Source organism: Lysinibacillus sp. FSL K6-0102 (assembly GCF_038003545.1).
Taxonomy (GTDB): domain Bacteria; phylum Bacillota; class Bacilli; order Bacillales_A; family Planococcaceae; genus Lysinibacillus; species Lysinibacillus capsici.
In genome coordinates this window covers 584739-610010 of sequence record NZ_JBBOPH010000001.1, presented here as the reverse complement: position 1 = coordinate 610010, position 25272 = coordinate 584739, and the positions used below count along the sequence as shown (strand labels likewise).

General features: G+C 38.2%; 21 protein-coding genes. 1 reads left to right on the top strand and 20 read right to left on the bottom strand.

Annotated features, from left to right (window positions below; all coding sequences use genetic code 11):
* Window positions 1-86 precede the first annotated feature (86 nt).
* The 17 genes from NYE73_RS02875 to NYE73_RS02795 all read right to left on the bottom strand — a co-directional run bounded on the left by NYE73_RS02875 (window position 87) and on the right by NYE73_RS02795 (window position 18218).
* On the bottom strand, window positions 87-680 hold the full coding sequence (locus NYE73_RS02875; RefSeq protein WP_103117426.1) for a stage II sporulation protein R: 594 nt from the start codon (window positions 678-680) through the stop codon (window positions 87-89).
* Window positions 681-724: 44 nt separating this feature from the next.
* Window positions 725-1585 (bottom strand): peptide chain release factor N(5)-glutamine methyltransferase, encoded by an 861-nt coding sequence (gene prmC / locus NYE73_RS02870; protein ID WP_112117318.1) that lies wholly within the window; start codon window positions 1583-1585, stop codon window positions 725-727.
* Window positions 1572-2648, bottom strand: coding sequence for a peptide chain release factor 1 (gene prfA, locus NYE73_RS02865; RefSeq protein ID WP_004269459.1), 1077 nt, complete (start codon window positions 2646-2648; stop codon window positions 1572-1574). Before prfA ends, prmC begins: the two co-directional genes overlap by 14 nt.
* Window positions 2649-2821: 173 nt before the next feature.
* Complete coding sequence (locus tag NYE73_RS02860; protein ID WP_259949455.1) at window positions 2822-3394, bottom strand: thymidine kinase; 573 nt, start codon at window positions 3392-3394, stop codon at window positions 2822-2824.
* Between the two features lie 116 nt (window positions 3395-3510).
* Window positions 3511-3714 carry a 50S ribosomal protein L31 gene (gene rpmE, locus NYE73_RS02855; protein WP_004269457.1) on the bottom strand — a complete coding sequence of 68 codons (204 nt, stop codon included), beginning with the start codon at window positions 3712-3714 and terminating at the stop codon, window positions 3511-3513.
* Window positions 3715-3917: 203 nt separating this feature from the next.
* Window positions 3918-4967, bottom strand: a complete 1050-nt coding sequence (locus NYE73_RS02850; RefSeq protein WP_054548733.1) for an NAD(P)/FAD-dependent oxidoreductase — start codon at window positions 4965-4967, stop codon at window positions 3918-3920.
* A 123-nt stretch (window positions 4968-5090) separates the two neighbouring features.
* Window positions 5091-6125, bottom strand: a complete 1035-nt coding sequence (locus NYE73_RS02845; RefSeq protein ID WP_259949453.1) for a FecCD family ABC transporter permease — start codon at window positions 6123-6125, stop codon at window positions 5091-5093.
* Window positions 6122-7174: a FecCD family ABC transporter permease gene (locus NYE73_RS02840; protein ID WP_054548709.1), complete on the bottom strand. Its 1053-nt coding sequence runs from the start codon at window positions 7172-7174 to the stop codon at window positions 6122-6124. The genes NYE73_RS02845 and NYE73_RS02840 overlap by 4 nt, the downstream gene beginning before the upstream one ends.
* Before the next feature lie 32 nt (window positions 7175-7206).
* Window positions 7207-8001, bottom strand: coding sequence for an ABC transporter ATP-binding protein (locus tag NYE73_RS02835; protein WP_048395606.1), 795 nt, complete (start codon window positions 7999-8001; stop codon window positions 7207-7209).
* 37 nt (window positions 8002-8038) lie between these two features.
* Window positions 8039-9763, bottom strand: coding sequence for an ABC transporter ATP-binding protein (locus NYE73_RS02830; RefSeq protein ID WP_103117424.1), 1725 nt, complete (start codon window positions 9761-9763; stop codon window positions 8039-8041).
* Window positions 9764-9839: 76 nt separating this feature from the next.
* Window positions 9840-11741 carry a helix-turn-helix domain-containing protein gene (locus NYE73_RS02825; protein WP_259949447.1) on the bottom strand — a complete coding sequence of 634 codons (1902 nt, stop codon included), beginning with the start codon at window positions 11739-11741 and terminating at the stop codon, window positions 9840-9842.
* Between the two features lie 133 nt (window positions 11742-11874).
* Complete coding sequence (gene rho, locus NYE73_RS02820; RefSeq protein ID WP_016992739.1) at window positions 11875-13158, bottom strand: transcription termination factor Rho; 1284 nt, start codon at window positions 13156-13158, stop codon at window positions 11875-11877.
* Between the two features lie 223 nt (window positions 13159-13381).
* Entirely contained in the window at window positions 13382-14338 is a 957-nt protein-coding gene (gene glpX, locus NYE73_RS02815; protein ID WP_004269449.1) for a class II fructose-bisphosphatase, read from the bottom strand.
* A 94-nt stretch (window positions 14339-14432) separates the two neighbouring features.
* The gene (locus NYE73_RS02810) at window positions 14433-15719 is read right to left on the bottom strand and encodes a UDP-N-acetylglucosamine 1-carboxyvinyltransferase (RefSeq protein WP_048395599.1); all 1287 of its coding nucleotides are present in this window, start codon (window positions 15717-15719) and stop codon (window positions 14433-14435) included.
* A gap of 62 nt (window positions 15720-15781) precedes the next feature.
* Window positions 15782-16432, bottom strand: a complete 651-nt coding sequence (gene fsa, locus NYE73_RS02805) for a fructose-6-phosphate aldolase (RefSeq protein WP_004269447.1) — start codon at window positions 16430-16432, stop codon at window positions 15782-15784.
* 149 nt (window positions 16433-16581) lie between these two features.
* Window positions 16582-17436: a class II fructose-bisphosphate aldolase gene (locus NYE73_RS02800; protein ID WP_004269446.1), complete on the bottom strand. Its 855-nt coding sequence runs from the start codon at window positions 17434-17436 to the stop codon at window positions 16582-16584.
* A 422-nt stretch (window positions 17437-17858) separates the two neighbouring features.
* Complete coding sequence (locus NYE73_RS02795) at window positions 17859-18218, bottom strand: response regulator (RefSeq protein WP_004269444.1); 360 nt, start codon at window positions 18216-18218, stop codon at window positions 17859-17861.
* A gap of 153 nt (window positions 18219-18371) precedes the next feature.
* On the opposite strand from NYE73_RS02795, the gene NYE73_RS02790 reads away from it, so the two are divergent.
* A complete protein-coding gene (locus NYE73_RS02790; protein WP_054548562.1) occupies window positions 18372-18902 on the top strand; it encodes a DUF2529 family protein in 531 nt (176 codons plus the stop codon).
* Between the two features lie 51 nt (window positions 18903-18953).
* Here the strand turns inward: NYE73_RS02790 and NYE73_RS02785 are convergent, their stop codons facing one another.
* The 3 genes from NYE73_RS02785 to icmF form a co-directional block, all read right to left on the bottom strand.
* On the bottom strand, window positions 18954-20546 hold the full coding sequence (locus NYE73_RS02785) for a CTP synthase (protein ID WP_048393729.1): 1593 nt from the start codon (window positions 20544-20546) through the stop codon (window positions 18954-18956).
* 444 nt (window positions 20547-20990) lie between these two features.
* Window positions 20991-21533, bottom strand: a complete 543-nt coding sequence (gene rpoE / locus NYE73_RS02780) for a DNA-directed RNA polymerase subunit delta (protein WP_103117419.1) — start codon at window positions 21531-21533, stop codon at window positions 20991-20993.
* Between the two features lie 449 nt (window positions 21534-21982).
* Window positions 21983-25231 (bottom strand): fused isobutyryl-CoA mutase/GTPase IcmF, encoded by a 3249-nt coding sequence (gene icmF / locus NYE73_RS02775; RefSeq protein ID WP_054548563.1) that lies wholly within the window; start codon window positions 25229-25231, stop codon window positions 21983-21985.
* Window positions 25232-25272 lie beyond the last annotated feature (41 nt).

Below are 25272 nucleotides of genomic sequence, written 5' to 3'. Positions count from 1 at the left end.
TCAATTATTCATTTTTACTGAATTATCCACATATTGTTTATAACTTAATAAAAAATGTGTATAAGTTGTCTGAATTTGTGCACAATTCATTCAAAAAGTCCTTTAATCCATTCCCATATAAAGAATGTAACTTGTTCTTTTTCTTCTACTTCTACTTCTTCTTTTACCTCTTCATTATCAGGCTCACATATCGATGGGAAGATACTGCACCACCAGTTGTCTCCACGGGCATCACCAATCTTTACAACAATTGATTGATAGACATTTTGTGGATAAAGTACAGCACCTTGTCTTTTTGGTGGGAATAAATTATCCCCAACAACAACCTGTGCATCCAATTGTGGATAATTTTCGCTCAGTTCAGCTTCAACTTGTTGTTTTAACGAAAGAATTTGCTCATTCCCAGCAAATCCAGCCGTACCCAGTTGTAGAAAGTATGGCTTTAAATCTTGGACAAGCTGCTGTTTCTCTAGCTGATCTTGTGCAGTATTACTGTTTGCAATAACACGTATACGAAAATCTTTTTCTTGCACATCACCGGAAGATTCCTTCGCCAAACCTACTAATGTTGGAATATATAAAACACATAACTGTAAAACAATCGCAATTAATACTAGTCTAGCAAAAGCTAGAAAGATATTTTGTTTAGGTAATCTAATAATCTTGTATTCGTTCAACATAAAAATCCCTCCTTGCTCAACATTGTTGGCAAGAATAAGAAACTTTATACATGTAGCTCACAAAAAATCATTCGAGGTTTACCGTTAATATCTTTTTCTACTGAAACTGTCGCCTGTGGAAAACTATCTTGAAAGAATTTGGCTACTTTCTCCCCCTGTGTATAACCAATTTCTAATCCAATCAACGCTGGCCTATTCATATAAGCTGGTAATTGTTCGGCTAATTTTCTATATAAAATAAGACCATCTTCCTCGGCAAAGAGGGCACTGTGCGGCTCATGCTCTAGCACAACGCTTGACATTGCTTGTGCCTCATCAAATGCGATATACGGTGGGTTCGATAAAACAATATCAAATTTTTCTCCTGCAAGTGGAGCAGCTAAATCTCCCAATCTAAAATCAATATCTGCCTCTAATTGCTTTGCATTTTTTTGAGCAGTTGCTAGTGCAGCTTCTGATAAATCGGTAGCTATGACCGTTAATGCTGGGCATTCCAGCTTCATTGAAATAGCAATGGCTCCACTACCTGTACCGATATCAGCCAGCTTCAATGTTTGCTTTGTAAATAATTTAGGTAGTCGATTAATTGTTCCAAGCACCAATTCCTCTGTTTCAGGTCGTGGTATTAAGACAGATTCATCGACTAAGAATGAACGGCCATAAAACTCCTCATACCCAACACAGTATTGGACAGGGCGTCCATTGACATGTTCTTCTATGAGCTCATTAAATCTCATTTGCTGCGCTGCTGTTAATTCATCTTGCAAATGCAACATAACTTCTCCATAACTAGTACCAAGCACATGTTGCATAACAATCCGCGCTGCTGTTTGTTCACAACCATTATCCACTAAAAAAGAAGAAGCCCACTCAAGGGCCTCCATCACATTTTTATAAGTCATCATTTAAACGCTCTAACTTCGATGCTTGTTCTTCTAAAATAAGAGCATCGATAATCTCGTCTAGTCTGCCTTCAACGATTTGATCTAGCTTTTGAATCGTTAAGCCGATACGGTGGTCGGTTACGCGGTTTTGTGGATAATTGTATGTGCGAATTCGCTCAGAGCGGTCACCAGATCCAACAGCTGATTTACGTGTAGCATCAATCTCTTTTTGCGCTTCCTGCATATACATATCTGCAACACGAGCACGAAGAATTTTCATTGCTTTTTCACGGTTTTTAATTTGTGAACGTTCATCCTGCATCGAAACCACAACACCTGTCGGTAAATGGGTCATACGAACAGCAGACATTGTTGTATTTACAGATTGACCACCCGCACCAGAAGATGCGAATGTATCTACACGGATATCTTTTTCATGGATTTCAACATCTACTTCCTCAACCTCAGGTAAGCAAGCAACTGTTGCTGTTGATGTATGAATTCGGCCTTGTGATTCTGTAGCAGGGACACGTTGTACACGGTGTGCGCCATTTTCAAATTTGAATTTTGAATAGGCTCCTTGTCCATTAATCATAAAGATTACCTCTTTATAGCCGCCCATTGGGTTTGGTGTAGCTTCCATAATATCAATTTTCCAACCTTGCGTTTCTGCATAGCGAGAATACATACGGAACAAGTCACCTGCAAAAATATTAGCCTCGTCACCACCAGCTGCCCCACGGATTTCCATAATAACGTTTTTATTATCATTCGGATCTTTTGGAATTAATAAAATACGTAATCGCTCTTCTAGCTCTTCCTGCTGTGCTTTTAAAAGGTTAAATTCTTCCTTTACCATTTCGTGCATATCAGGATCTTTTTCGCTATCTAACATTTCTCGTGTATCTACTAGCTGTTCTTTAACACTTTTATATTCACGATAAGTATCTACTGTCTCTTGGATATCTGATTGTTCCTTAGAATATTCGCGTAATTTCTTACTATCATTAACAATATCCGGATCGCTCAAAAGCTCAGTAAGCCTTTCATAACGATCTTCCACTGCTTGTAATCGATCAAACATGGATTTCACCTCTATTTAGTTTTTTAAATTGCTCCTTTTTTACAGAGAAGCCGCTTTCATCAAAATTACGCTAAGGCGTAATGGTTTTTTCATTTCTTATTTCCACTACTTAGTATAAGGAAATTTTCACATGTATGCTACTTTTTCTTAGCGCTTTAACAAGCTACTTAGCTTTAAAGCGGTGGATTTGCATGACATTTTCGGCAAACAGGATAATACGAATCATTTCCACCGATTTGAATTTGATCTCCTGTGTAAACTGGCTTTCCACTTTCATCTACTCGCAAATTCATTGTTGCTTTTTTATGACAGAACCAGCAAATTGTTTTCATTTCCTCAATTTTATCTGCATATGTAAGCATGTACTGGCTACCTTCAAATAGCTCATTTTGAAAATCATTTTTTAAACCAAAGCCCATTACGGGAATGTCCAATTTATCCACAATGTTAGCTAGCTGTAAAACATGTGCTTTTTTTAGAAATTGAACTTCATCCACAAGCACACAATAAGGTTTGACAGCATTAGTTTCCACTATTTCAAAAATATTTGTATCTTCATAAACAGGAATGGCTTGTTGTCGTAAACCTACTCGACTGGAAACGAAGCCCACCTCATCACGCGTATCTAGACCTGAAGTAAACATCATTACAGGTTTTTGTTGTTCTTCATAATTATGGGCAACTTTTAGAATTTCTATTGACTTCCCACTATTCATTGCACCATGTTTAAAATATAGCTGTGCCATTTTGTCTTCTCCCTTTCTTTGTGTCAATCTGGATTTTGAAAAGACTTGCATCAACGTGTATTATTTACTGAAAAAAATACCTGCCAAGCGCATGCTTGGCAGGTATTAAACTAACATTAGTTTTTAAGACCGTATTTTTTGTTGAAACGATCCACGCGACCATCAGCAGACGCGAATTTTTGACGGCCAGTGTAGAATGGGTGACATTCGTTGCAGAACTCGACAACGATGTTTTCTTTTACTGAACCAGTTTTGAAAGTGTTCCCACAAGAGCAAGTTACTGTTGCTTCTTTGTAGTCTGGATGAATTCCTTGTTTCATATTCGTTTTCTCCTCTCGCCCTGAACCATCTGGAACAGAGTATTATCGAACTGTACCTTACATAGCCCGAATATGTCGACTACAAAAGTTGTGTCGAAGTGGAACGTCAGCTACATATGTACACGTTGCATACTTTTGAAGTATAGCATAGACATTTTATCATTTTCAAGTAAAAAATATTAAAAGCAAACCATCCCTAATACCTAACCGCGAACTTCACGATAATCATTGTCTACTAACCCAATTTTCTCATTTCGTTCTTTAAAGCGAATATTATGTGAAGATACATAGGCTACTTTCGGTGCATCTGGCTCCAAGTATAATTTTGCACTATTTAATGCTAGTATTCCATCAGTAAATGCACCAGCTATTAATCTAACTTTACTAGGATGATCAATAAAATCACCAGCTCCATAGATACCCGCTACGTTCGTTTCCCGATTCTCATTAACAATTGCTACGCCATCCTGAATATTTAATCCCCATTCTTCAAGCGCACCGTAATCGCATTTTAAACCATGATTTACAATGACAGCATCTACCTTTACTCGTTCCAATTCATCGGTATCTTTATTGACAATGGATACATATTGAATTAAATCACCGTCCCCATGCAATTGAACCACTTCATAGGGCGTTTTTACATGAACTAAGGACTCTTTCATACGTAAGACATTTTTTTCATGTCCACCAAAATCATCTCGCCGATGAACAATCGTGACGCTTGCGGCAATTGACTCTAGCTCATTAGCCCAATCAACCGCAGAATTACCACCACCTGAAATTAACACATGCTTGTCTCGGAAGATTTCTAATTCCTGAACTGTATAATGTAAATTCGTTACTTCGTAGCGATCCGCTCCTTCAATTTCAAGCTTTTGCATAGAAAGGACGCCATAGCCTACTGCTAAAATAACCGTTTTGGAATAATGCTTTTCTCCTGTAGAGGATGTTAAAATAAATGTTCCATCCTGTTGCTTATCTAACTTTTCCACTTTTTGATTTAAGACAATCGTTGGATCAAAGGTTTCAGCTTGCTCCACAAGTTGTTTAATAAGCTGACCACCTAAAATAGGTGTTACTCCACCTACATCCCAAATCATTTTTTCAGGATATATTAACATACGACCACCTAGTTGTGAGCTATACTCGATAATTTTCGTTTTTAAATCTCGCATTCCACTATAAAAGGCAGTATAAAGCCCTGCTGGACCACCACCAACAATCGTTACATCATATAGTTCCTCTGACATTTCCTCTTCTCCATCCCCTTCTAATCTATTCAAACGTAAATTGTTTGACAAGAATTAATCTAATAACCGTCTATTCTTTCCCCTCATGGCAATACTATTCACACACAAAGGAAAGAGTGCTATTTACTCTTTTAATCGTGCTAGTAAATACAAGAAATAAGGTGCTCCTAAAACTGCTACCACAATCCCTGCTGGAATTTCTGAAGGTTCTAAAATGGAACGACCGATTGTATCAGCCATTAACACTAAGAAACCTCCTAATAAAGCTGCGGTTGGCAATAAAAACTGGTGTTTAGCCCCAACTAGCTGTCGAGCTAAGTGTGGCGCAACAAGGCCAACGAAACCAATTCCACCACTTACTGAAACACTAGCTCCAGCCAAACCAACAGCAGCAGCCAACAACCAGCGTCGCTCTTTTTCTATCGAGGCACCTAGTCCTACTGCTGTTAATTCACCTAAATTCAATATGTTTAATACACGTGATTTTGAATAGACGAATGGCAATAAGATAACTAACCATGGTAATAACGACAGAACAAATCTCCAATTTGAGCCCCAAATACTACCTGCTAGCCATGTTGCTACAAATTGATAATTCTCTGGCGATAGACGTAGTGTTAGCACAATCATAGCCGAGCTAATCCCTGCTGCCACAGCTACCCCAGTTAAGATTAAACGCATTGGTGTAATCCCCTCATGGCGTCGATAAGAAAGTGAATAAATCAGTACAGCTGTCAAACCTGCTCCTACAAAAGCCAGTATAGGCAGTAAATAAACAGGTGCTGCTTTCGTAGTTGGAAAAAATGACACATAGAGCATAACCGCTAGTCCCGCTCCCGCATTAATCCCTAAGATTCCTGGGTCTGCTAAGGCATTTTTAGAAATGCCCTGTAAAATAGCGCCTGATATAGCTAACCCCATACCTACTAATACAGCAATCACAATTCTTGGAAGTCTGAATTCATATAAGATAAGCTGCTGTTGTGCATCACCTTGACCAAAAAGAGTCCGAAGAACCTCCAATGGTGTCAGTTTAATGACACCTGTATTCATACTTATGACAAAGGTAATAACGATTAACACACTGAGCGTAGCAAGGATGGAAAAATGTTTCCTTTTCGCCTTTAGCTGACTTGGTGTTAAATAGCTGTTACTCATAGTTCTTTCCCTCCTTTTCGAGCTAAATAAAGGAAGAATGGTACTCCAATAAAGGCTATGAGCGCACCAATGGGTGTTTCATAAGGTGGATTAATAACACGTGCTACTAAATCAGCTAACACAACAAGCAATGCTCCATATACCAAGGAACAAGCGATGATCCAGCGATAATCATGACCAACTATGTATCTGGTTAAATGAGGGATAATTAACCCTACAAAACCAACCGCACCGACAACAGAAACTGCTGCACCCGCTAAAACTAAAACAATGATCATTCCCCATACTTTTACCACAGCAGTACGTTGCCCTAGCCCGACTGCAATTTCTTCACCTAAGCTCAGTACGGTGATGGAGCGTGATAGGATAAGAGCTCCTATCATCGCAACAAGTATCCATGGAGATAAGATTTGTAGATGGCTCCATTTTGTGCCTGAAACCCCACCCGCATACCAAAATGCGAGGTCTTGTCCAATACGAAAATAAAGAGCAATTCCTTCTCCGAGCGCCCCAAGTAACGCACTAACAGCAGCTCCTGCTAAAACTAGTCGCATAGGTGTTAAGCCACCTTTAGAAAGCGAGCCAATACCATAAACAATGGCCACACCAAGACCTGCACCTACAAAGGACCATAAAATTAAATACATATAAGGCAACCCAGGGAAGAAGGCAAAACATACGGCTAACATAAAGGCAGCTCCTGAGTTCAAGCCTAATAACCCTGAGTCTGCTAAAGGGTTACGTGTCATCCCCTGCATAATCGCACCCGCTACCGCAAAGCTTGCACCGACTAATGCTGCTCCAAGTACCCGTGGTAAGCGAATATCATGGATAATTTGATGTGTTGTTAATTCTGGTGAAAAATGGGTAACTGCTGTCCAAACAGTACCCAATGAAATATCTGCTGCACCAAAAGAAATTGATAAGCCAATGGCAACTATTAATCCAATTACTCCTACGATTAAAGCCACTACTCCACGGATCGGATGAGATCGCTTCTGTAGCTCTTCTAAATCGTGGAGCTCTCCTACTCCTGTCGACGTAGTCATTTTATTTCCTCCTCATAACTTCCAACTAGCTTTTATTTTTTCATATCGTACAACTGATAAGATAGGCAGATTGGATTTTCACTATAGGGACATACAGCCATTTCTGCATCGATATTAAATACCCTTTGTAAATTTTCTTTTGTCATCACTTCTTTTGGACTGCCATTCACCATTAAATTGCCGTCTCTCATGGCCATCATAAAATGAGAGAACCGTGATGCATGGTTTAAATCATGTAAAACCATGATAATTGTTCGTCCTTCTTCCTTATTTAACTTTTGTAGCAACAATAAAATATCGAGCTGATGTGCTAAATCTAAATAAGTTGTTGGTTCATCCAGTACTAAAATATCCGTGCCTTGCGCCAATGCCATAGCAATCCATACTCTCTGACGCTGACCACCTGATAATGCTTCGATTGGTCGATCACTAAATTCTCTTAGCCCCGTAACATCAATAGCCCAATGGATATATTCATAGTCTTCCTTTTGCAATGTACCAAACCCTACTTGATGAGGAAAACGACCATAGGATACCAGTTCAAAAACCGTTAATCCTCCTGGTGCTGTTGCTGTTTGAGGTAAAATAGCCATTCTTTTGGCCACTTCCTTTGTTTTTAATTGATGTATAGCTTTGCCATCTAAATAGACAGCTCCATTTTGTGTGCGTAATACACGTGCTACAGCCTTTAATAAAGTAGACTTGCCACAACCATTTGGACCAATAATCGTGGAGATCTCCCCTTTCGGAATCTCCACACTTAAATCATTGACGATGAGCGCTGAAGAGTAACCAATCGCAACATGATCTATTTCAAGTACTGACATCTTTAACTTCCTTTCACTTTTGAGAATGCTATTACTTTTAAATTTGTAAACCAAATTGGGCTGTATACAAGCCATAGTAAGCATTTTGGCGTTCCATTAATTGCTCATGTGTGCCTTCTTCAATAATGCCCTTTTTCGATACCACAACAATTCTGTCTGCATCCTTAATCGTTGCTAAACGGTGGGCAATCACTAATGTAGTACGACCGATAGAAAGCTCGTTTAAGGCTTGCTGGATAGCTTGTTCTGTTTCTGTATCCAATGCAGATGTTGCTTCATCTAGTATTAAGATTTTTGGATTTTTCAAGAAAATACGCGCAATTGATAATCTTTGTTTTTGTCCACCTGATAATTTGACACCCCGTTCACCTATGAGAGTATCCATGCCTTCTGGTAAAGCATTAATTACATCTGTCAGTTGTGCTCGTTGTGCGGCATACCAAATATCTTCTTCACTGGCATTTAAATCACCATAGGCTATGTTTTCACGAATGGTACCATCGAATAAAAAGACATCTTGCTGGACAATCCCGATATGCGAACGTAAAGATTGTAGTTTAAAATCTCGTATATCAACACCATCAATCTTAATGGAACCCTCATTCACCTCATAAAAACGTGGCAATAGGCTACAGATGGTAGATTTCCCTGCACCTGAAGGGCCTACTAAGGCAACCGTTTCACCAGGACGTACCTTTAAATTAATTTGATGTAAGGCATGATTATTGGCAGCGTAGCCAAACGATACATTAGAAAAAGTAATTTCACCATCAATTTCATCGATTGTTTTCGCTTCTGGACGGTCCGCAATTTCGGGCTCCGTTTCGAGGAATTCAATATAGCGCCTAAATCCTGCCATGCCCTTCGGATAGCTTTCTATAAACATATTGATTTTGTTAATTGGGCCTAAGAGAATACCTGAAAGTAAAATAAATGCGATAAAATCGCCATTTGTTAAATGCCCATTTAATACAAAATAAGCCCCAACAAATAAAGTAAAGAGTGATAATACCTTCGTGAGTATGCCTGAAATAGCTTCATTCCAAGCCATTACTTTATAGGAAAACAGCTTTGTCATACGGAATCTTTCATTATTTACTTTAAAGCGTTTAATCTCATGATCTTCATTTGTAAAAGCTTGTACAACACGAATACCACTTACATTGTTTTCAACACGTGCATTAAAATCTGCAATATCTCCAAACATTTGACGGAATGCCTTGGACATTAATTTCCCGAAAATAATGGTTAAGATTAAGATAATCGGAACAAGTAAGAAAATAAGAATCGTAAAGGTTGGATCAATATAGTACATGACACCAAATGTTCCAATAATCGTCATCGCTGCAATAAAGATATCCTCTGGACCATGGTGAGCAAGTTCACCAATATCCATCAAATCATTTGTTAAACGAGAAACAAGATGCCCTGTTTTGTTGTTATCAAAATATCTAAAGGATAGCTTTTGTACATGGCTGAAGGATTCTTTTCTCATATCCGTCTCAATATTAATGCCCAGCATATGTCCCCAATATGAAACGATAAAATGAAGAATGGAGTTAAAAATATATAATCCAAACAGCAATAAACTCGCCATAATAATCCATTTCAATTCCCCATCTGGTAGAATATCATCAATTACTTTATTTAAAACAATCGGAAACGCAAGCTCTATTAGTGCCACTAATATGGCACAGCTAAAATCTAAAATAAATAAGCCTTTATAGGGCTTATAATATGAAAAAAATCGCCGTAATAACATGGTGTAGCCTCCTATCGTGATCTCGTTTTACGTATCTATAAATGAGCTATCTACAATAGCTCTCCTGTTATCTCAGTTATTGTTGATGAGCCTTTGTAAATTCAACTATTTTGTCAGCTAGTTCTTCAGCTTGGTGTAAGCCAGAAAGCGGATCAGAAGCAAAATAATATTCAGATGGAAGCTCTAATACTTGATTACTTTTAACGACATCTAAGTTTGTCCATGTTGCTGGCAACTGGCCATCTTTGTTAAAGAAATTAATCATGAAGTTATAGTCACCTACATAGTTACCTACTACCTCATAGGAAATCTCATAGCGTCCATTATTTCCTTCCTTTGTGTCAAACAGCTCCTGCACCTTTTCTTGAGGCTGCATCCCTAAAATTTGATAGAGTGCTCTACCGCCCGATACACTAGATTTCCCTATAATCGTTGCATTTTTTTCAAACATTTCATAAATAGTAAATGTAGATCCTTTTGGAATCACATCCAAGATTTTTTCTTTAGCTTTTGCGATCCGATCTTCAAATTCTTTTGTAAAGGCCTCAGCCTCTTCTTGTCTTCCTAAGTAATTCCCCATTGCCTTAATCTCCTCAATCGCTGATTGATGTGCATCTTCAGCAAAGACAATTGTTGGAGCAATTTTTTCATATTTCGCTACATCTTCAATATTCCAAGTAATAATCAAGTCTGGCTTTAACTCTAAAACTTTTTCTAATGACACCTTACCATCTGTACCAATATTCGTAATTTCACCATCCTTATAGTGTTGTTTTAAGAAAGCAGCATAATCAAGGTTAGCCGTTACGCCTCCAACTGGTACAACCTCTAACGCTAAAATTTGCCCCAGATACCAATCAGTTACGACTCTCTCTGCCTGCATTGGAATTTCTACTTCGCGTCCACTATCATCTGTTACGGTTCTAGTCTCTGCCTTCTCGGGCGAAGTTGGTTCATCAACCTTAGATTGGCTTGTCTCTTCATTACACGCTGCCAGTAAAACGAACAGGCTTAATAAAAAAGGTAGCTTTATATGGTGAATCATCTTCGTCATCATGATTTCATTTTCTCCATTCTCAAATCGTTTTGCTTGCGCGAGCTGATTATTATTGTATTGAAAATGATTCTCATTTGTAATGGTAATTTCGGACATATTAGATGTATATTTCAGCCTAAAGCTACTTGGAGCCAGTTTTGTTGCTTTTTTAAAAGCACGGCTAAAATAATATTCATCTTCAAATCCAAGAGATATGGCAATTTCTTTTATGCCATATTGATTGGTTAATAAATACTGCTTAGCCTGCTCTATTCTTAATTGTTGTAAATATATTTGTGGACCTATTTCATAGCGAGCTTTAAAGATGCGTAATAAATGTCGTGTACTAATCTGAAGCATATCTGCTAATGTCTGGATAGATAATGGTTGATGAATGTGTTGTTTTATAAATAATCGTGCGGCTTCTGCCTTATCAATTTCATGTGGTTTCCCTTGTCCTTCTGCTAATTCTCGAAAGACATGATAGATAAGCTCATAGAAGGATGCCCTTACAGATAAATGCTCCTGTATAGAGCCAGATTGCCATTTGCTATACATATCCTGAAGGATGCTGTGAATGACTATCGGATTTGCGGGTACACAAGAGAAATGTGTTTGGAATGGTTGATAGTGCATGTGCAAATGCTGCATAAAGGCATCTTTGTACATGACATCTCCTTTATAGCTAATGAGAAAATAGCTAACACTCTGCTGTGCCCTAATGTGAAGAGATTGAGATTTACCTAGATGAAAAATACTGAAGCGCTGCACATGATAAGATTGATCATCAATGACAATCTGTGCACCGCCTGCTGTGACAATAAGAAACGAGCTATATGTTAAAACCTTTGACACATGAATGTCTGATTTATTTATGTAATCGATTTGCTTCAACTGGATAAATGCATTTTGCCAAAGAAGCATATAGGCATCATAATTCATCTTCGTCTCCTTCAGAACACATATTTACTTACCATTATATTGATAATGATTATCAATTTCAATATACATTTATAAAATAAACATATACAAAAAAAATCACCACTGACAATTTGATTGTCAATGGTGATGCCCTTTATAAAAGTCCCTTACCCTTTGTTGCTTTTTTCATATCTTCGTTTAGCTTTTCAAAAAATTCTTCATTTGATTTTGTTGTACGTATTTTTTTCAGGAAGCGCTCTGCAAAATCAGGTGCATCAGAAAACGTTTTACGAATTGCCCATAGCTTTTCAAGTTGTTCTGGTTCCAGAAGAAGCTCTTCTTTACGTGTACCCGAACGACGAATGTCAAGCGCAGGGAATATACGGCGTTCCGCTAACTGACGATCAAGATGAAGCTCTAAGTTCCCTGTTCCCTTAAATTCTTCATAGATAACTTCATCCATACGAGAACCTGTATCCACTAAAGCCGTCGCTAAAATTGTTAAACTACCGCCTTCTTCAATATTACGAGCCGAACCAAAGAAACGTTTCGGTCTATGGAATGCAGCAGGATCAATACCACCAGATAGTGTACGTCCACTTGGTGGAATTACTAAGTTATAAGCACGAGCTAAACGTGTAATAGAGTCCATTAAAATAATTACATCACGTTTATGTTCCACTAAACGTCGTGCGCGTTCTAATACTATTTCAGCCACTTTGACGTGGTTCTCAGGTACTTCATCAAATGTTGAGCTTACAACATCTGCATTGACAGAACGTTCAATATCTGTCACTTCCTCAGGTCGTTCATCAATCAATAGGACAATTAACTCCGCTTGCGGATGATTGGTTGTAATAGCGTTCGCAATCTCTTTTAATAAAGACGTTTTCCCTGCCTTTGGCGGAGCTACAATTAACCCACGTTGTCCAAAGCCTACTGGTGCCACTAAATCCATTATACGTGTGGATAAATTGCGTTGTGTTGTTTCTAGTTTAATTTGTCGATTTGGATATAAAGGTGTTAGTGCTGGGAAATGAACTCGTTCTTTCGCCACTTCAGGATCTTCGCCATTGACAGCATCTACTTGTAATAGGCCATAATAGCGCTCATTTTCCTTCGGTGGACGCACCTTTCCTGACACCTTGTCCCCATTACGCAAATCAAAGCGACGGATTTGGGATGCAGAAATATAAATATCTTCTTTACTTGGTGAGTAGTTGATTGGTCGAAGGAAGCCGAAGCCCTCTTGCGAAACAATTTCTAGTACGCCTTCCATAAAGAAATAGCCCTCTTGCTCTGAACGCGTTTTCAAAATAGCAAATATCAATTCTTTTTTCGTTAGCTTGCTATAATAAGAAATTTTATATTGGCGTGCAAGGGCGTAAAGCTCTTTTAACGTCATGTTTTCTAATTGAGCGATTGTCAATGCAGACATATGCACAACTCCAGTCTTTTTCAAAATATAATTCAATTTAATGGGGTTATCATTGAAGTTTACGATTGGCTCTGCTAACGCTTATATGGTTGCCTTTAATAATATCTATTGAAATACTTCCACCATATAACTAAACATTGCCTTAAAAATATGGGATGGTTATTTAAAGAAGAAGGTACCTAGCACAATAGATGTACTAGGTATATTTTAGAAGAAAATAACATTAATATCTAGGTTTTTTCTCAAGAGCGTGACGGCCTTCAACAAAGCGAACCGTACCAGATTTAGCACGCATAACTACTGAATGAGTTAAGGCATAAGCACCTTTATATTGAACACCCTTTAAAAGCTCGCAATCTGTTACTGCTGTCGCTGCAAAAATAGCATCGTCACCTTTTACTAGGTCATCTAAATAAAGAACTTTTTCAACATCCACACCCATTTTTGTGCAGCGTTCTAATTGCTCTTCATCTTCTGGTACTAGTTTTGCTTGGAAGTCACCACCAAGGCATTTTAAAGCTACTGCTGCTATAACACCCTCAGGTGCACCACCTGTTCCAAACATAATATCAATGCCTGTTTCATCAAAAGCCGTATTGATTGCTGCACCAACATCGCCATCTTGGATAAATTTAATACGTGCACCAGCCTCACGAATTTCATCAACAATCGCTTGGTGACGTGGTCGATCTAAAAGAGTAGCTACAACATCAGAAATATCTTTATTTTTAGCTTTTGCTACTTGTAATAAGTTATAAGTGACGGAAGCATTGATATCCACTTTGCCCGCCGCTTCTGGTCCTACAGCAATTTTCTCCATGTACATATCTGGTGCATTTAACAGATTCCCTTTATCTGCAATAGCAAGAACTGTCATAGCACCATTTGTACCTTTTGCTACAATGTTTGTACCTTCTAAAGGATCTACTGCAATATCTACTTTAGGACCACCATTTCGTAAACCAAGTTCTTCACCAATATAAAGCATTGGTGCTTCATCCATTTCGCCTTCACCAATTACTACTGTAGCATGCATTGGAATTGTATCGAACATTTTGCGCATCGCTGTTGTTGCTGCATCGTCTGCCTCAATTTTCAAACCGCGCCCCATCCATTTCCCGGATGCGATTGCTGCTGCTTCTGTTACTCGTACTACTTCCATCGATAAACTACGTTCCATTGTTGCTTTGCCTCCCGTTATGGGCACCTTTTCGTGCCAAAACATTCAAATTACCTCTATTGTAACATAATTGGTTGAAAACTTTTAGCTCTCATTATTCCTTTGTCTCAGCTACACGTGCCACAATTGTTTCACGTCGAATATCAGCGCCTAAATCACGTAATTTCTCAATAAGTGAGCTATAGCCACGTTCGATATGATAGATATCCTGAATCTCAGTTTCTCCTTCTGCTAAGAGTCCAGCTAACACTAAAGCTGCTCCAGCACGAAGATCTGTAGCTGTTACAGTTGAGCCATGTAATCTACTCGGCCCTTTAATAATTGCTGTGTTTCCTTCTACACGAGCATCTGCATTCATACGACGAAGTTCATCAATATGCTTGAAACGAGCTGTGTAAATAGTATCTGTTACTTTTGAGGAACCGAATGCTTGTGACATTAACACGGCAAGAGGTTGTTGAATATCCGTTGGGAATCCAGGGTATACCAATGTTTTGACATCCACTGCCTGTAATGTTGAGAGGTCTGTTTTTGGTACATAAATACTTTCTTCACCAATCTCAATTTTCACACCCATTTCACGAAGCTTGGCGATAATTGCTTCTAAATGCAGTGGAATAACGTTATCGATTGTTATACCATCACCGACTGCTGCAGCCATAATCAAAAATGTGGAGGCCTCAATGCGATCAGGTATAATCGTATGTTCAGTACCATGTAGCTCTTCTACTCCTTCGATACGAATAACACTTGTACCTGCACCTTTAATATTGGCACCCATATTTGTTAGAAGTGTCGCCACATCAATAATCTCAGGTTCTTTTGCAGCATTTTCAATGACAGTACGTCCCTTAGCAAGGACAGCAGCAAGCATGATATTAATAGTAGCCCCAACACTTGCCACATCTAAATAAATTTTTGCCCCAATCAACTCATCTGCACGTAAATAAATGGCTCCATGTTCATTAGTAATTTTGGCTCCTAAAGCCTCAAAGCCCTTTATATGTTGATCAATAGGTCGAGGTCCTAAAAAACAGCCTCCAGGTAAACCAATAACTGCTTTTTTGAAACGTCCAAGCATAGCCCCCATTAAATAATAAGAAGCACGTAACTTTTTAACGTTGCCGTTTGGTAAGGGCAATGCAATCATCTCTGTTGGATCGATTGTCATTTTCCCATTCTCAAATGAAACTTCTCCACCAATTTCCTCTAATAGAGCCTTTAACGTCCAAGCATCTGAAATTTCGGGTATCCCTCCAATAGTCACTGGAGAGTTCGCCAAAATTGATGCAGGAATTAAGGCGACTGCACTATTTTTTGCGCCACTAACTTTAATTGTACCTTGTAGACGATTTTCGCCAGTAATTTTATAAACATCCATTTTGCGTTCTCCCTCATGATTGGAAAGTAGTATTTTTGCAATTTGCACACTTTATAATCTTATTATTCGCCTTTTCTCTTATTCCAATCCGCTAAAAATCCTTCAATTCCTTTTTCAGTTAATGGATGGTGGAAAAGCTGCTTTAATACTTTAAACGGAGTAGTTGAAATATGTGCGCCTGCTAAAGCCGCTGCTGTAACGTGTTGCGGGTGACGAACAGAGGCAGCGATGATTTGTGTATCGATATTATGGATTGTAAAAATATCTGCAATTGTTTCAATTAACTCAACACCATTTTGACCAATGTCATCTAAACGGCCGATAAATGGTGATACGTATGTAGCACCTGCACGCGCAGCCATTAATGCTTGGTTAGCACTAAAAATTAATGTCACGTTTGTTTTAATTCCTTTGTTTGCAAAGAATCGACATGCCTCTAATCCAGCTGGTGTCATAGGAAGCTTTACTGTGATGTTTGGCGCAATCGCAGCTAATTCCAAACCTTCTTTAATCATACCTTCTGCATCTAGTGCAATAACTTCCCCACTTACAGAGCCATCAACAAGCTCAGCGATTTCGCGAAGACGATCATGGAAAGAAACATTCTCTTCTTTAGCCACTAACGATGGGTTTGTCGTCACTCCTGATAAAATACCCCATGCATGTGCCTCTTTAATCTCTTCAAAGTTTGCTGTATCAATGAAAAATTTCATATTATTTCCTCCTGATCATTTTTCTTATATTATTAAATATTTTCCAAAATTTCTTTATTTCAAAAACAAGAGAAGGTCGATTGAAAGCATCAACACTTCTCTTATTATGTGTATTTATCTATGCTTTTGTAACATATTAAATGCAAAAATTATGCTTTTTGTGCACTTCCAAATTCACGAATTTTACCAATAACCGTAGCTTTGATGGCTTCACGTGCTGGACCAAGGAATTTACGTGGGTCGTAAACAACTTTGTCGTTGTCCAGAATTTCACGAATTACTTTTGTTGCTTCAATTTGATTTTCAGTATTGACGTTAATTTTAGCCGTACCTAACGAAATAGAACGTTGGATATCTTTTGTTGGGATACCTGTACCACCATGTAAAACAAGTGGAAGGTCTGCCAATTTAGAGATCTCCTCCATTTCTTTAAAGCCTAAGTTTGGCTCTCCTTTGTAAGGACCGTGTACAGAACCAAGTGCTGGAGCTAAGCAATCGATGTCTGTTAGTTCAACCATTTTGCGGCATTCTTCTGGATCAGCGTAAATAATACCACCGATTACGCCATCTTCATCTCCACCAACTGTCCCTAATTCTGCTTCCACAGAAACGCCTTTAGCATGTGCGTATTCTACTACTTCTGAAGTAATTTTCACATTTTCCTCAAATGGGTGATGTGATGCATCAATCATCACGGAAGTAAAGCCTGCATCAATTGCTTCTTTACATTTTGCAAAGCTAGAACCATGGTCAAGGTGAATTGCTACAGGAACTGTAGTACCGTAAGATTCCATTAAACCTTTTACCATATGAACAACAGAAATAAATCCGCCCATATATTTACCTGCACCTTCAGAAACACCAAGAATCACTGGAGACTTTTCTTCTTCAGCTGCTTGTAAAATTGCTTGAGTCCATTCAAGGTTATTAATGTTGAATTGACCAACAGCATAACCTTCTGCTTTTGCTTTAATTAACATCTCTTTCATAGATACTAATGCCATACTAAAAATCCTCCTCATAGGACTATTCTTTCTACATAAACATGCTCCTCAATCATAGCAAAAATAATAGCCCCTGAAAAGCAGGGGCTATTATTTTCTACCCGAAAGCGGAGTGTAACGTAGCGGCAGGGGTGAAGAAGTGAAGTGTAACGTAACGAAGTCATCGCCCCTGAAAAGCAGGGGCTATTATTTTCTACCCGAAAGCGGAGTGTAACGTAGCGGCAGGGGTGACGAAGTGGAGTGTAACGTAACGAAGTCATCGCACCTGAAAAGCAGGGGCTATTATTTTCTACCCGAAAGCGGAGTGTAACGTAGCGGCAGGGGTGACGAAGTGAAGTGTTACGCAACGAAGTCCTCTCACCTGAAAAGCAGGAGCTATTAATCAACATAAAAAAACAGGCCGTGTGTCCACTGCCTGCTTTTTAAACTTGTAAAGCTTTATTTACTTCATCACGCACTTCGAAAATATCAAACGGTTTTGTAAAGTAACGAATGGCTCCTAATTCTAACGCTTCTTGCACAACATCCAATTCTCCGTATGCTGTCATCATAAAAACAGGCAGCTTCGGAAACTTCTTTTTTAAACGTCTCAAAATTTCAATACCATCCATTCCTGGAATTTTCATGTCCAGTAAAACACAATCCATCTCTTGTTCGTCTGCATACTTTAACGCTTCTGAACCATTCGCTGCTAAATATGTAATATATCCTTCCTTTTTCAGCACTTCATTTAAAAGTAAACGAATTCCCTGCTGATCATCGACAATTAGTAATCGTTTCACATCGCATTCCGCCCTTTTTAGTTTTATTCTTACACAAAAACTTTCTTTATTATGTATAATTCTCCTTTTTCAGCTTAATACCTTCTAGTATTATAAATTATCTGCTTTTGCTTTCTACCTTTTACCCCCTATAATATGAATAGAGGTGGGAACATGTCAAAAATTCTAACAACACAATTAAGTGGATTATTACAAAGAATTATACAAAATGAAGAAGATGCTATCGAGGAAACAGCAAGGTTATTAGCACAAGCCGCAATCGGCGAAGGAAATGTCTATTTTGCTTGCTTTGGAGAAATGCAGGTTGTGGCATTAAATGCACTTCAAGCAGTCGAACCCTTTAGCAAGTTAGCACCTTGGACTACAGACACAAGCTTAACAGAAGCTGATCGGGTTTGCATTTTTACTCGTAGTGCATATGATGAAGAAGCACTCGTCTTAGCACAAAAATTAAATACGCAATTTATTCCCTTTGCTGCTATAGCTAGTGAAGCAGCTAGTGTAGATAACCCTCTTGCTGATTTAGCCTATACGTATGTTTCTACACGCATTAAAGGCGGTTTAATACCAAATGATCTAGGTCAACGTATTGTTGTACCACATGCGCTTGCAGGACTCTTTGTATATGAAGCTGTCAAAATTGCTTATGATGAAATGCTTGGGTTGGATGAAGAAGAATTGTAGTCAGCAAATTAAAAAGAGTTGTCTCGTATTTAACGAGACAACTCTTTTTGATTATTTAAATGTTGAGCCGATAAAATCGCGGAACAATGGTTGTGGACGATTTGGACGTGACACTAGCTCTGGGTGGAATTGACATGCTACAAAGAAATTGTTTTCTGGTAGCTCAATAATTTCAACCAATTTGCCATCAGGACTTGTACCTGAGAAGACAAGGCCAGCTGCTTCCATTGCCTCACGATATTCATTGTTAAATTCATAGCGGTGACGATGACGCTCATAAACAAGCTCTTTACCATAGGCTTGGCTAGCTTTTGAACCATCCTTTAATTTACATGGGTATAAACCTAAACGTAAAGTACCACCGATATCTACAGTATCATTTTGATCTGGTAGGAAGTCGATAATTGGATACTCCGTATTTGCATCAAGCTCTGTAGAATGAGCACCTTTTAGGCCAAGTACATTACGTGCAAATTCTACTGTTGCTAATTGCATACCTAAACAAATGCCTAGGAAAGGAACATTATTTTCACGTGCATATTGTGTTGCTAAGATTTTACCTTCAACACCACGATCACCAAAGCCGCCTGGTACTAAAATAGCGTCAGCACCTTTTAATAGAGAGGCCACATTGTTAGCATCAACGTGTTCTGCATTAATCCAGTCAATTTCAATATCAGAATTAAATGCATATCCAGCATGCTTTAATGCCTCAACTACAGAAATGTAAGCATCTTGTAGTTCTACGTATTTCCCTACTAATGCTACCTTTCTTTTATTTGGTAAGTTTTTCACTTTTTCTACAAGGTCACGCCATTCTTCCATATCTGCTTCTGGAGCTTCCATACCAAAATGATCCAAAACGATATCATCTATATCTTGCGCATGTAGGTTTAATGGTACTTCATATAAATGCTCAGCATCACGAGATTCAATAATTTCATGTGGTTGAACATCACAGAATAATGCTAATTTCTCTTTCATCTCTTGTGGTACTTCTTGTTCAGTACGAACTACGATAATATTTGGCTGAATACCTAAAGAGCGTAATTCTTTAACAGAATGCTGTGTAGGTTTTGTTTTAAGTTCACCAGCTGCTTTAATATAAGGAATAAGTGTACAGTGAATATACATTACATTGTTATGCCCTAAATTTGTTTTCATTTGGCGAATGGCTTCTAGGAATGGCAATGATTCAATATCACCTACTGTTCCACCAACCTCTGTGATCACAACATCTGCATTTGTTTCACGACCAGCACGTTGGATACGATCTTTGATTTCGTTTGTAATATGAGGAATTACTTGGACTGTTCCACCATTATAATCTCCACGACGTTCTTTCTGTAATACAGATTGGTAAACACGACCTGAAGTTACTGTAGAATGTTTCCCTAGGTTAATATCAATAAAACGTTCATAGTGTCCTAAGTCTAAATCAGCCTCAGCACCATCATCTGTTACAAAAACCTCACCATGTTGATAAGGACTCATCGTACCTGGGTCAATATTGATATATGGGTCAAATTTTTGAATCGTCACTTCTAACCCACGATTTTTTAATAAACGGCCTAAAGATGCTGCAACAATCCCTTTTCCAAGTGATGATACAACCCCACCTGTTACAAAAATATACTTCGTCATGAATAAATTCCTCCTTATGATGTTCTAAAATATTAGTGCGTTTAGGGGGGATCAGAACCATTTACATTCTAATACCCTAAAAAAAGAAAAGCCGAGAATGTCTACAAAATGTAGTCGATTCGAAGCTGTAATCGGTTCTATCTCTTTTCCACTTTCCTTTAAACCATAAAACTCTAATAACTTTTCAGTCACCGTTTACTATACATCATGAATAATTAAAAACATTTATATTCATATCGGTATTAAAAGTATGGGAGAACTAAAATGATTAAAGTTAAAAACAAAAAAACGCTCCTCCTGCATAGGTTTGCAGGGGGAGCGTATTATATACACGGTCTTTCTCCTTCTTTTAAGGAGCCCAAGTAAAAGATTAAACGTAACCGTGATAGAAGTCAAGATTTTTTGCTTCTAGCTTAAAAGAAAGAAAATTCTAAGAGTACTGTATTAGATCTCTTCCTCTTCTTCCTCAAATTCTTCTTCCTCTTCATCAATAAACTCTTCATCGATTTCTTCATCAATTTCTTCTAGTTCTTCATCGTCAAAGTCGATATCTTCTTTTTCATCATCTTCTTCATCAAGTTCTTCTTCATCAATGAACTCTTCAAAGTCTTCATCAAAGTCGATATCTTCTTCATCTAAGTCTACATCTTCATCAAGATCTTCATCATCAAAGGCAGCTTTAGATTTTTTCTTTTGAGTCTTAACAGAAGGAGCTGTTTCTTCTTCGATTTGCTCAACTTTAAACCATTCACGTAAGCCCCAGCCTGCTTCTTGATTATATAAGAAGCGACCATCAATATTGATATCTGTATAAAATTGTAACAGACGGGATTTCATTTCTGCATCACTATAGCCCACAAGCTCTTGAATTAATTTTAATAAATCATTAAAAGACACTGAGGCACGTTTTTCATTTAAAATTGCATAAGCTAAGTTAATTAACGATTCTTCTGTTAATTGTTCCTTTGTCATTTCACGAAAATTCAATTCGTGCACTTCCTTTCCCTCATCACAATGGACGTTTTAAAATTACATGGTGCTTTATTCTCCAAGCGCAGCAAAAAAGGCCACGCAAAAGGTTCTTTCCATACAATAAGCATAATACCCATTATATACAAAGTTTTAGCCCCTTTGCTAGCTTCAATTACTGTTTTTTATATTACGCATTTTTTTTATTCCAAGATAAAACAAATAGACAGATAATAGTAGTAAAGGAATAGCGCCAATTTGCTTATTATACAGGAAAAAGGCTCCCAATACTAAAGCTAATATAATTATGTAGTGAATAGCTGATTTCATCCTCTACTGCGCCTCCCCTTTTTTTACATTTCTATTATAACGAAAATAAAAAGAAGTGCCTAATCTTAAGACTAGACACTAGAAATTAGAGAAGCATGATACTTGAATAGAAAACAAGAAGTTTTGATCAACCTTGCTTACATATTACGACGATATTGTCCGCCAACTTCATATAAAGCTTTTGTAATTTGTCCTAAACTTGCTACTTTTACTGACTCCATCAGCTCAGCAAAAATATTACCATTATTGACAGCCACTTCTTGTAGACGTGCAATCGCAGCTTCACTTTCCTCTTCATGGGCTTTCCAAAAAGCTTGTAAATTACGAATTTGTGTCTCTTTTTCTTCTGTCGATGCACGTGCGATTTCCATATTATCTATATCAGCATCTGAAGGTGGATTTGGGTTCAAGTAAGTATTAACACCAATGATTGGTAACTCCCCTGAATGTTTTAACATTTCGTAGTACATAGATTCTTCTTGAATTTTACCACGTTGGTATTGCGTTTCCATAGCACCTAACACACCGCCACGATCATTAATACGATCAAACTCTTCAAGAACCGCTTCTTCCACAAGATCTGTTAATTCTTCAACAATAAACGCGCCTTGTAGTGGGTTTTCATTTTTTGCTAAACCATGCTCTTTAGTAATAATCATTTGAATTGCCATAGCACGTCTTACAGATTCCTCCGTAGGTGTAGTAATGGCCTCATCGTATGCGTTTGTATGCAATGAATTACAGTTATCTTGTAATGCCATTAAAGCCTGTAATGTTGTACGAATATCATTAAAATCAATCTCTTGTGCGTGTAAACTACGCCCAGACGTTTGAATGTGATACTTTAGCTTTTGAGCGCGCTCATTAGCACCGTATTTATCACGCATTACAATAGCCCAAATACGTCGTGCCACACGGCCGATTACTGTATACTCTGGATCTAGTCCATTTGAGAAGAAGAATGATAAATTTGGTGCAAAGTCATTGATATTCATGCCACGACTTAAATAATACTCTACATACGTAAAGCCATTAGCTAAGGTGAAGGCTAATTGGGAAATAGGGTTTGCTCCAGCTTCCGCAATATGATAACCAGAAATGGAAACAGAATAATAGTTACGTACTTTATGGTCTATAAAGTATTGCTGAATATCGCCCATCATACGCAAAGCAAACTCTGTTGAGAAAATGCATGTATTCTGGCCCTGATCTTCTTTTAAAATATCAGCTTGTACTGTTCCACGTACAACTTGCAATGTTTTTTCACGTGTCTCGGTAAACTCTTCAACTGTCAAAGTTCGTCCTAGCTCTTGCTCACGTAATTGAACTTGTTGATCGATTGCTGTATTCATAAACATTGCTAAAATAATAGGTGCTGGTCCATTAATAGTCATTGATACAGATGTAGACGGTGCACATAAATCAAAGCCTGCGTAAAGTTTTTTCATATCTTCTAGTGTACAGATCGATACACCTGATTCTCCAACCTTACCGTAAATATCTGGACGGTAATCTGGGTCTTCCCCATACAAGGTTACAGAATCAAAAGCTGTAGATAAACGTTTTGCATCATCATCTTTTGATAAATAATGGAAGCGTTTATTTGTACGTTCTGGTGTTCCCTCGCCAGCAAATTGACGCTTCGGATCTTCACCCTCACGTTTGAATTGGAATACACCCGCCGTATATGGGAATTCGCCAGGAACATTTTCTTTATAAACCCAACGCAAGATTTCCCCATAGTCTTCAAACTTCGGTAATGCTACTTTTGGAATTTTCGTGCCAGAAAGACTAGTTGTTTTTAAGATGGTACGAATTTCTTTATCGCGAACTTTAGTCACAAACTCATCGCCAGCATACGCTTCTTTTAATGCCTGCCAATTATCCAATATACGCTTGGATTCTGCTGTTAATTCATCTCTAACACCTTCTGCTAAAGAAGTAAGCGATGCCACAAGCACATCATCTGGAGCTTTTTCTTGGACAGCTGCAATAGCACCTTCTAATTGGAATAGTCGACGAGCAAATACCACCTGCTGCTCTGTTTTTTTATGATAGCCACGGACAGTGTCCGTAATCTCACGTAAATAATAACGGCGATCGTTTGGAATGATAACATCTTGCTTTTGCGTTTTCGCAAATTGCTCATAGCTTGTTTCCCAATTAAAACCTGTTTTTTCGTTAATTATTTTAACGAGGGCGGCGAATAACGCATTTGTGCCTTTGTCATTAAATTGGCTAGCTATTGTACCGTAGACTGGCATGTTATCAAGTGATTCATCCCAAAGCTCGCGGGAACGTTGATATTGTTTTTGTACTTGTCGAAGGGCGTCCTCTGAGCCTTTTCGCTCAAATTTATTGATCGCAATAACATCTGCAAAGTCAATCATATCAATTTTCTCAAGTTGTGTAGGTGCACCGAATTCGCTTGTCATGACATACATAGATAGATCCGTGTATTTAGTAATTTCGGCATCACCTTGACCGATTCCACTTGTTTCTACGATGATTAAGTCATAACCTGCTACACGTACTACATCTAGCACATCACCAATTGATGCAGATAATTCTGTACGTGAGCCACGTGTTGCTAAACTACGCATATAAACACGGTTATTAAAAATAGCGTTCATGCGAATACGATCCCCAAGCAATGCTCCACCCGTTTTTTGCTTTGTTGGATCGACTGATAGAATGGCTACACGTTTATCTGGGAATTCTTTTAGGAAGCGGCGAATCAGTTCATCCGTTAAGGATGATTTCCCTGCACCACCTGTTCCCGTAATCCCCATTACTGGCGTACCTTTTGAAAGCTTTCTTGCCTCTGCTAGCATTTCTTTCGTAGCTTCATCGTCATTTGACTCAGCTGCTGTTATTAGATTGGCTAAAATTTCAGGCGTCTCTGTCGTTAAAGACTTTAATTTCTCTAAATAATTACCTGTTGCAGTAGGAAAATCTGTACCTTTAATTTGTTCATTAATCATTCCCTGTAGCCCTAAAACACGGCCATCCTCTGGTGAGAATATCCCTGCAATGCCATACGTATGAAGCTCTTTAATTTCACGAGGTAAAATAACTCCTCCACCACCGCCATAAATTTTAATATGTGGTGCTCCTTTTTCACGCAGTAAATCATACATATATTTAAAGTATTCCATATGTCCGCCTTGATAAGAAGAAACCGCAATCCCTTGTGCATCTTCTTGTATCGCAGCATTCACGACTTCTTCAACAGAACGATTATGACCTAAATGGATTACTTCTACACCGCTCGATTGTAAAATGCGTCGCATAATATTGACTGAAGCATCATGTCCATCAAAAAGACTCGATGCTGTCACAAAACGTACGTGATTTTTTGGACGATATACTTCTACCTTTGTCATATGAAATCCCCACTTTCTCCCCTTATTGAATAAAAAAAGCC

Excerpts from the sequence above, each read along its gene's own strand:
- rpmE (WP_004269457.1), bottom strand. The coding sequence starts at position 3,714 with ATGAAACAAGGAATTCATCCAGACTACAAAGAAGCAACAGTAACTTGC.
- prmC (WP_112117318.1), bottom strand. The coding sequence starts at position 1,585 with ATGATGACTTATAAAAATGTGATGGAGGCCCTTGAGTGGGCTTCTTCT.
- NYE73_RS02790 (WP_054548562.1), top strand. The coding sequence starts at position 18,372 with ATGTCAAAAATTCTAACAACACAATTAAGTGGATTATTACAAAGAATT.
- NYE73_RS02825 (WP_259949447.1), bottom strand. The coding sequence starts at position 11,741 with ATGAATTATGATGCCTATATGCTTCTTTGGCAAAATGCATTTATCCAG.
- NYE73_RS02875 (WP_103117426.1), bottom strand. The coding sequence starts at position 680 with ATGTTGAACGAATACAAGATTATTAGATTACCTAAACAAAATATCTTT.
- NYE73_RS02785 (WP_048393729.1), bottom strand. The coding sequence starts at position 20,546 with ATGACGAAGTATATTTTTGTAACAGGTGGGGTTGTATCATCACTTGGA.
- NYE73_RS02810 (WP_048395599.1), bottom strand. The coding sequence starts at position 15,719 with ATGGATGTTTATAAAATTACTGGCGAAAATCGTCTACAAGGTACAATT.
- NYE73_RS02845 (WP_259949453.1), bottom strand. The coding sequence starts at position 6,125 with ATGAGTAACAGCTATTTAACACCAAGTCAGCTAAAGGCGAAAAGGAAA.
- NYE73_RS02800 (WP_004269446.1), bottom strand. The coding sequence starts at position 17,436 with ATGGCATTAGTATCTATGAAAGAGATGTTAATTAAAGCAAAAGCAGAA.
- glpX (WP_004269449.1), bottom strand. The coding sequence starts at position 14,338 with ATGGAACGTAGTTTATCGATGGAAGTAGTACGAGTAACAGAAGCAGCA.
- NYE73_RS02835 (WP_048395606.1), bottom strand. The coding sequence starts at position 8,001 with ATGTCAGTACTTGAAATAGATCATGTTGCGATTGGTTACTCTTCAGCG.
- NYE73_RS02860 (WP_259949455.1), bottom strand. The coding sequence starts at position 3,394 with ATGGCACAGCTATATTTTAAACATGGTGCAATGAATAGTGGGAAGTCA.
- NYE73_RS02850 (WP_054548733.1), bottom strand. The coding sequence starts at position 4,967 with ATGTCAGAGGAACTATATGATGTAACGATTGTTGGTGGTGGTCCAGCA.
- icmF (WP_054548563.1), bottom strand. The coding sequence starts at position 25,231 with ATGACAAAGGTAGAAGTATATCGTCCAAAAAATCACGTACGTTTTGTG.
- NYE73_RS02840 (WP_054548709.1), bottom strand. The coding sequence starts at position 7,174 with ATGACTACGTCGACAGGAGTAGGAGAGCTCCACGATTTAGAAGAGCTA.
- NYE73_RS02830 (WP_103117424.1), bottom strand. The coding sequence starts at position 9,763 with ATGTTATTACGGCGATTTTTTTCATATTATAAGCCCTATAAAGGCTTA.
- prfA (WP_004269459.1), bottom strand. The coding sequence starts at position 2,648 with ATGTTTGATCGATTACAAGCAGTGGAAGATCGTTATGAAAGGCTTACT.
- fsa (WP_004269447.1), bottom strand. The coding sequence starts at position 16,432 with ATGAAATTTTTCATTGATACAGCAAACTTTGAAGAGATTAAAGAGGCA.
- rho (WP_016992739.1), bottom strand. The coding sequence starts at position 13,158 with ATGTCTGCATTGACAATCGCTCAATTAGAAAACATGACGTTAAAAGAG.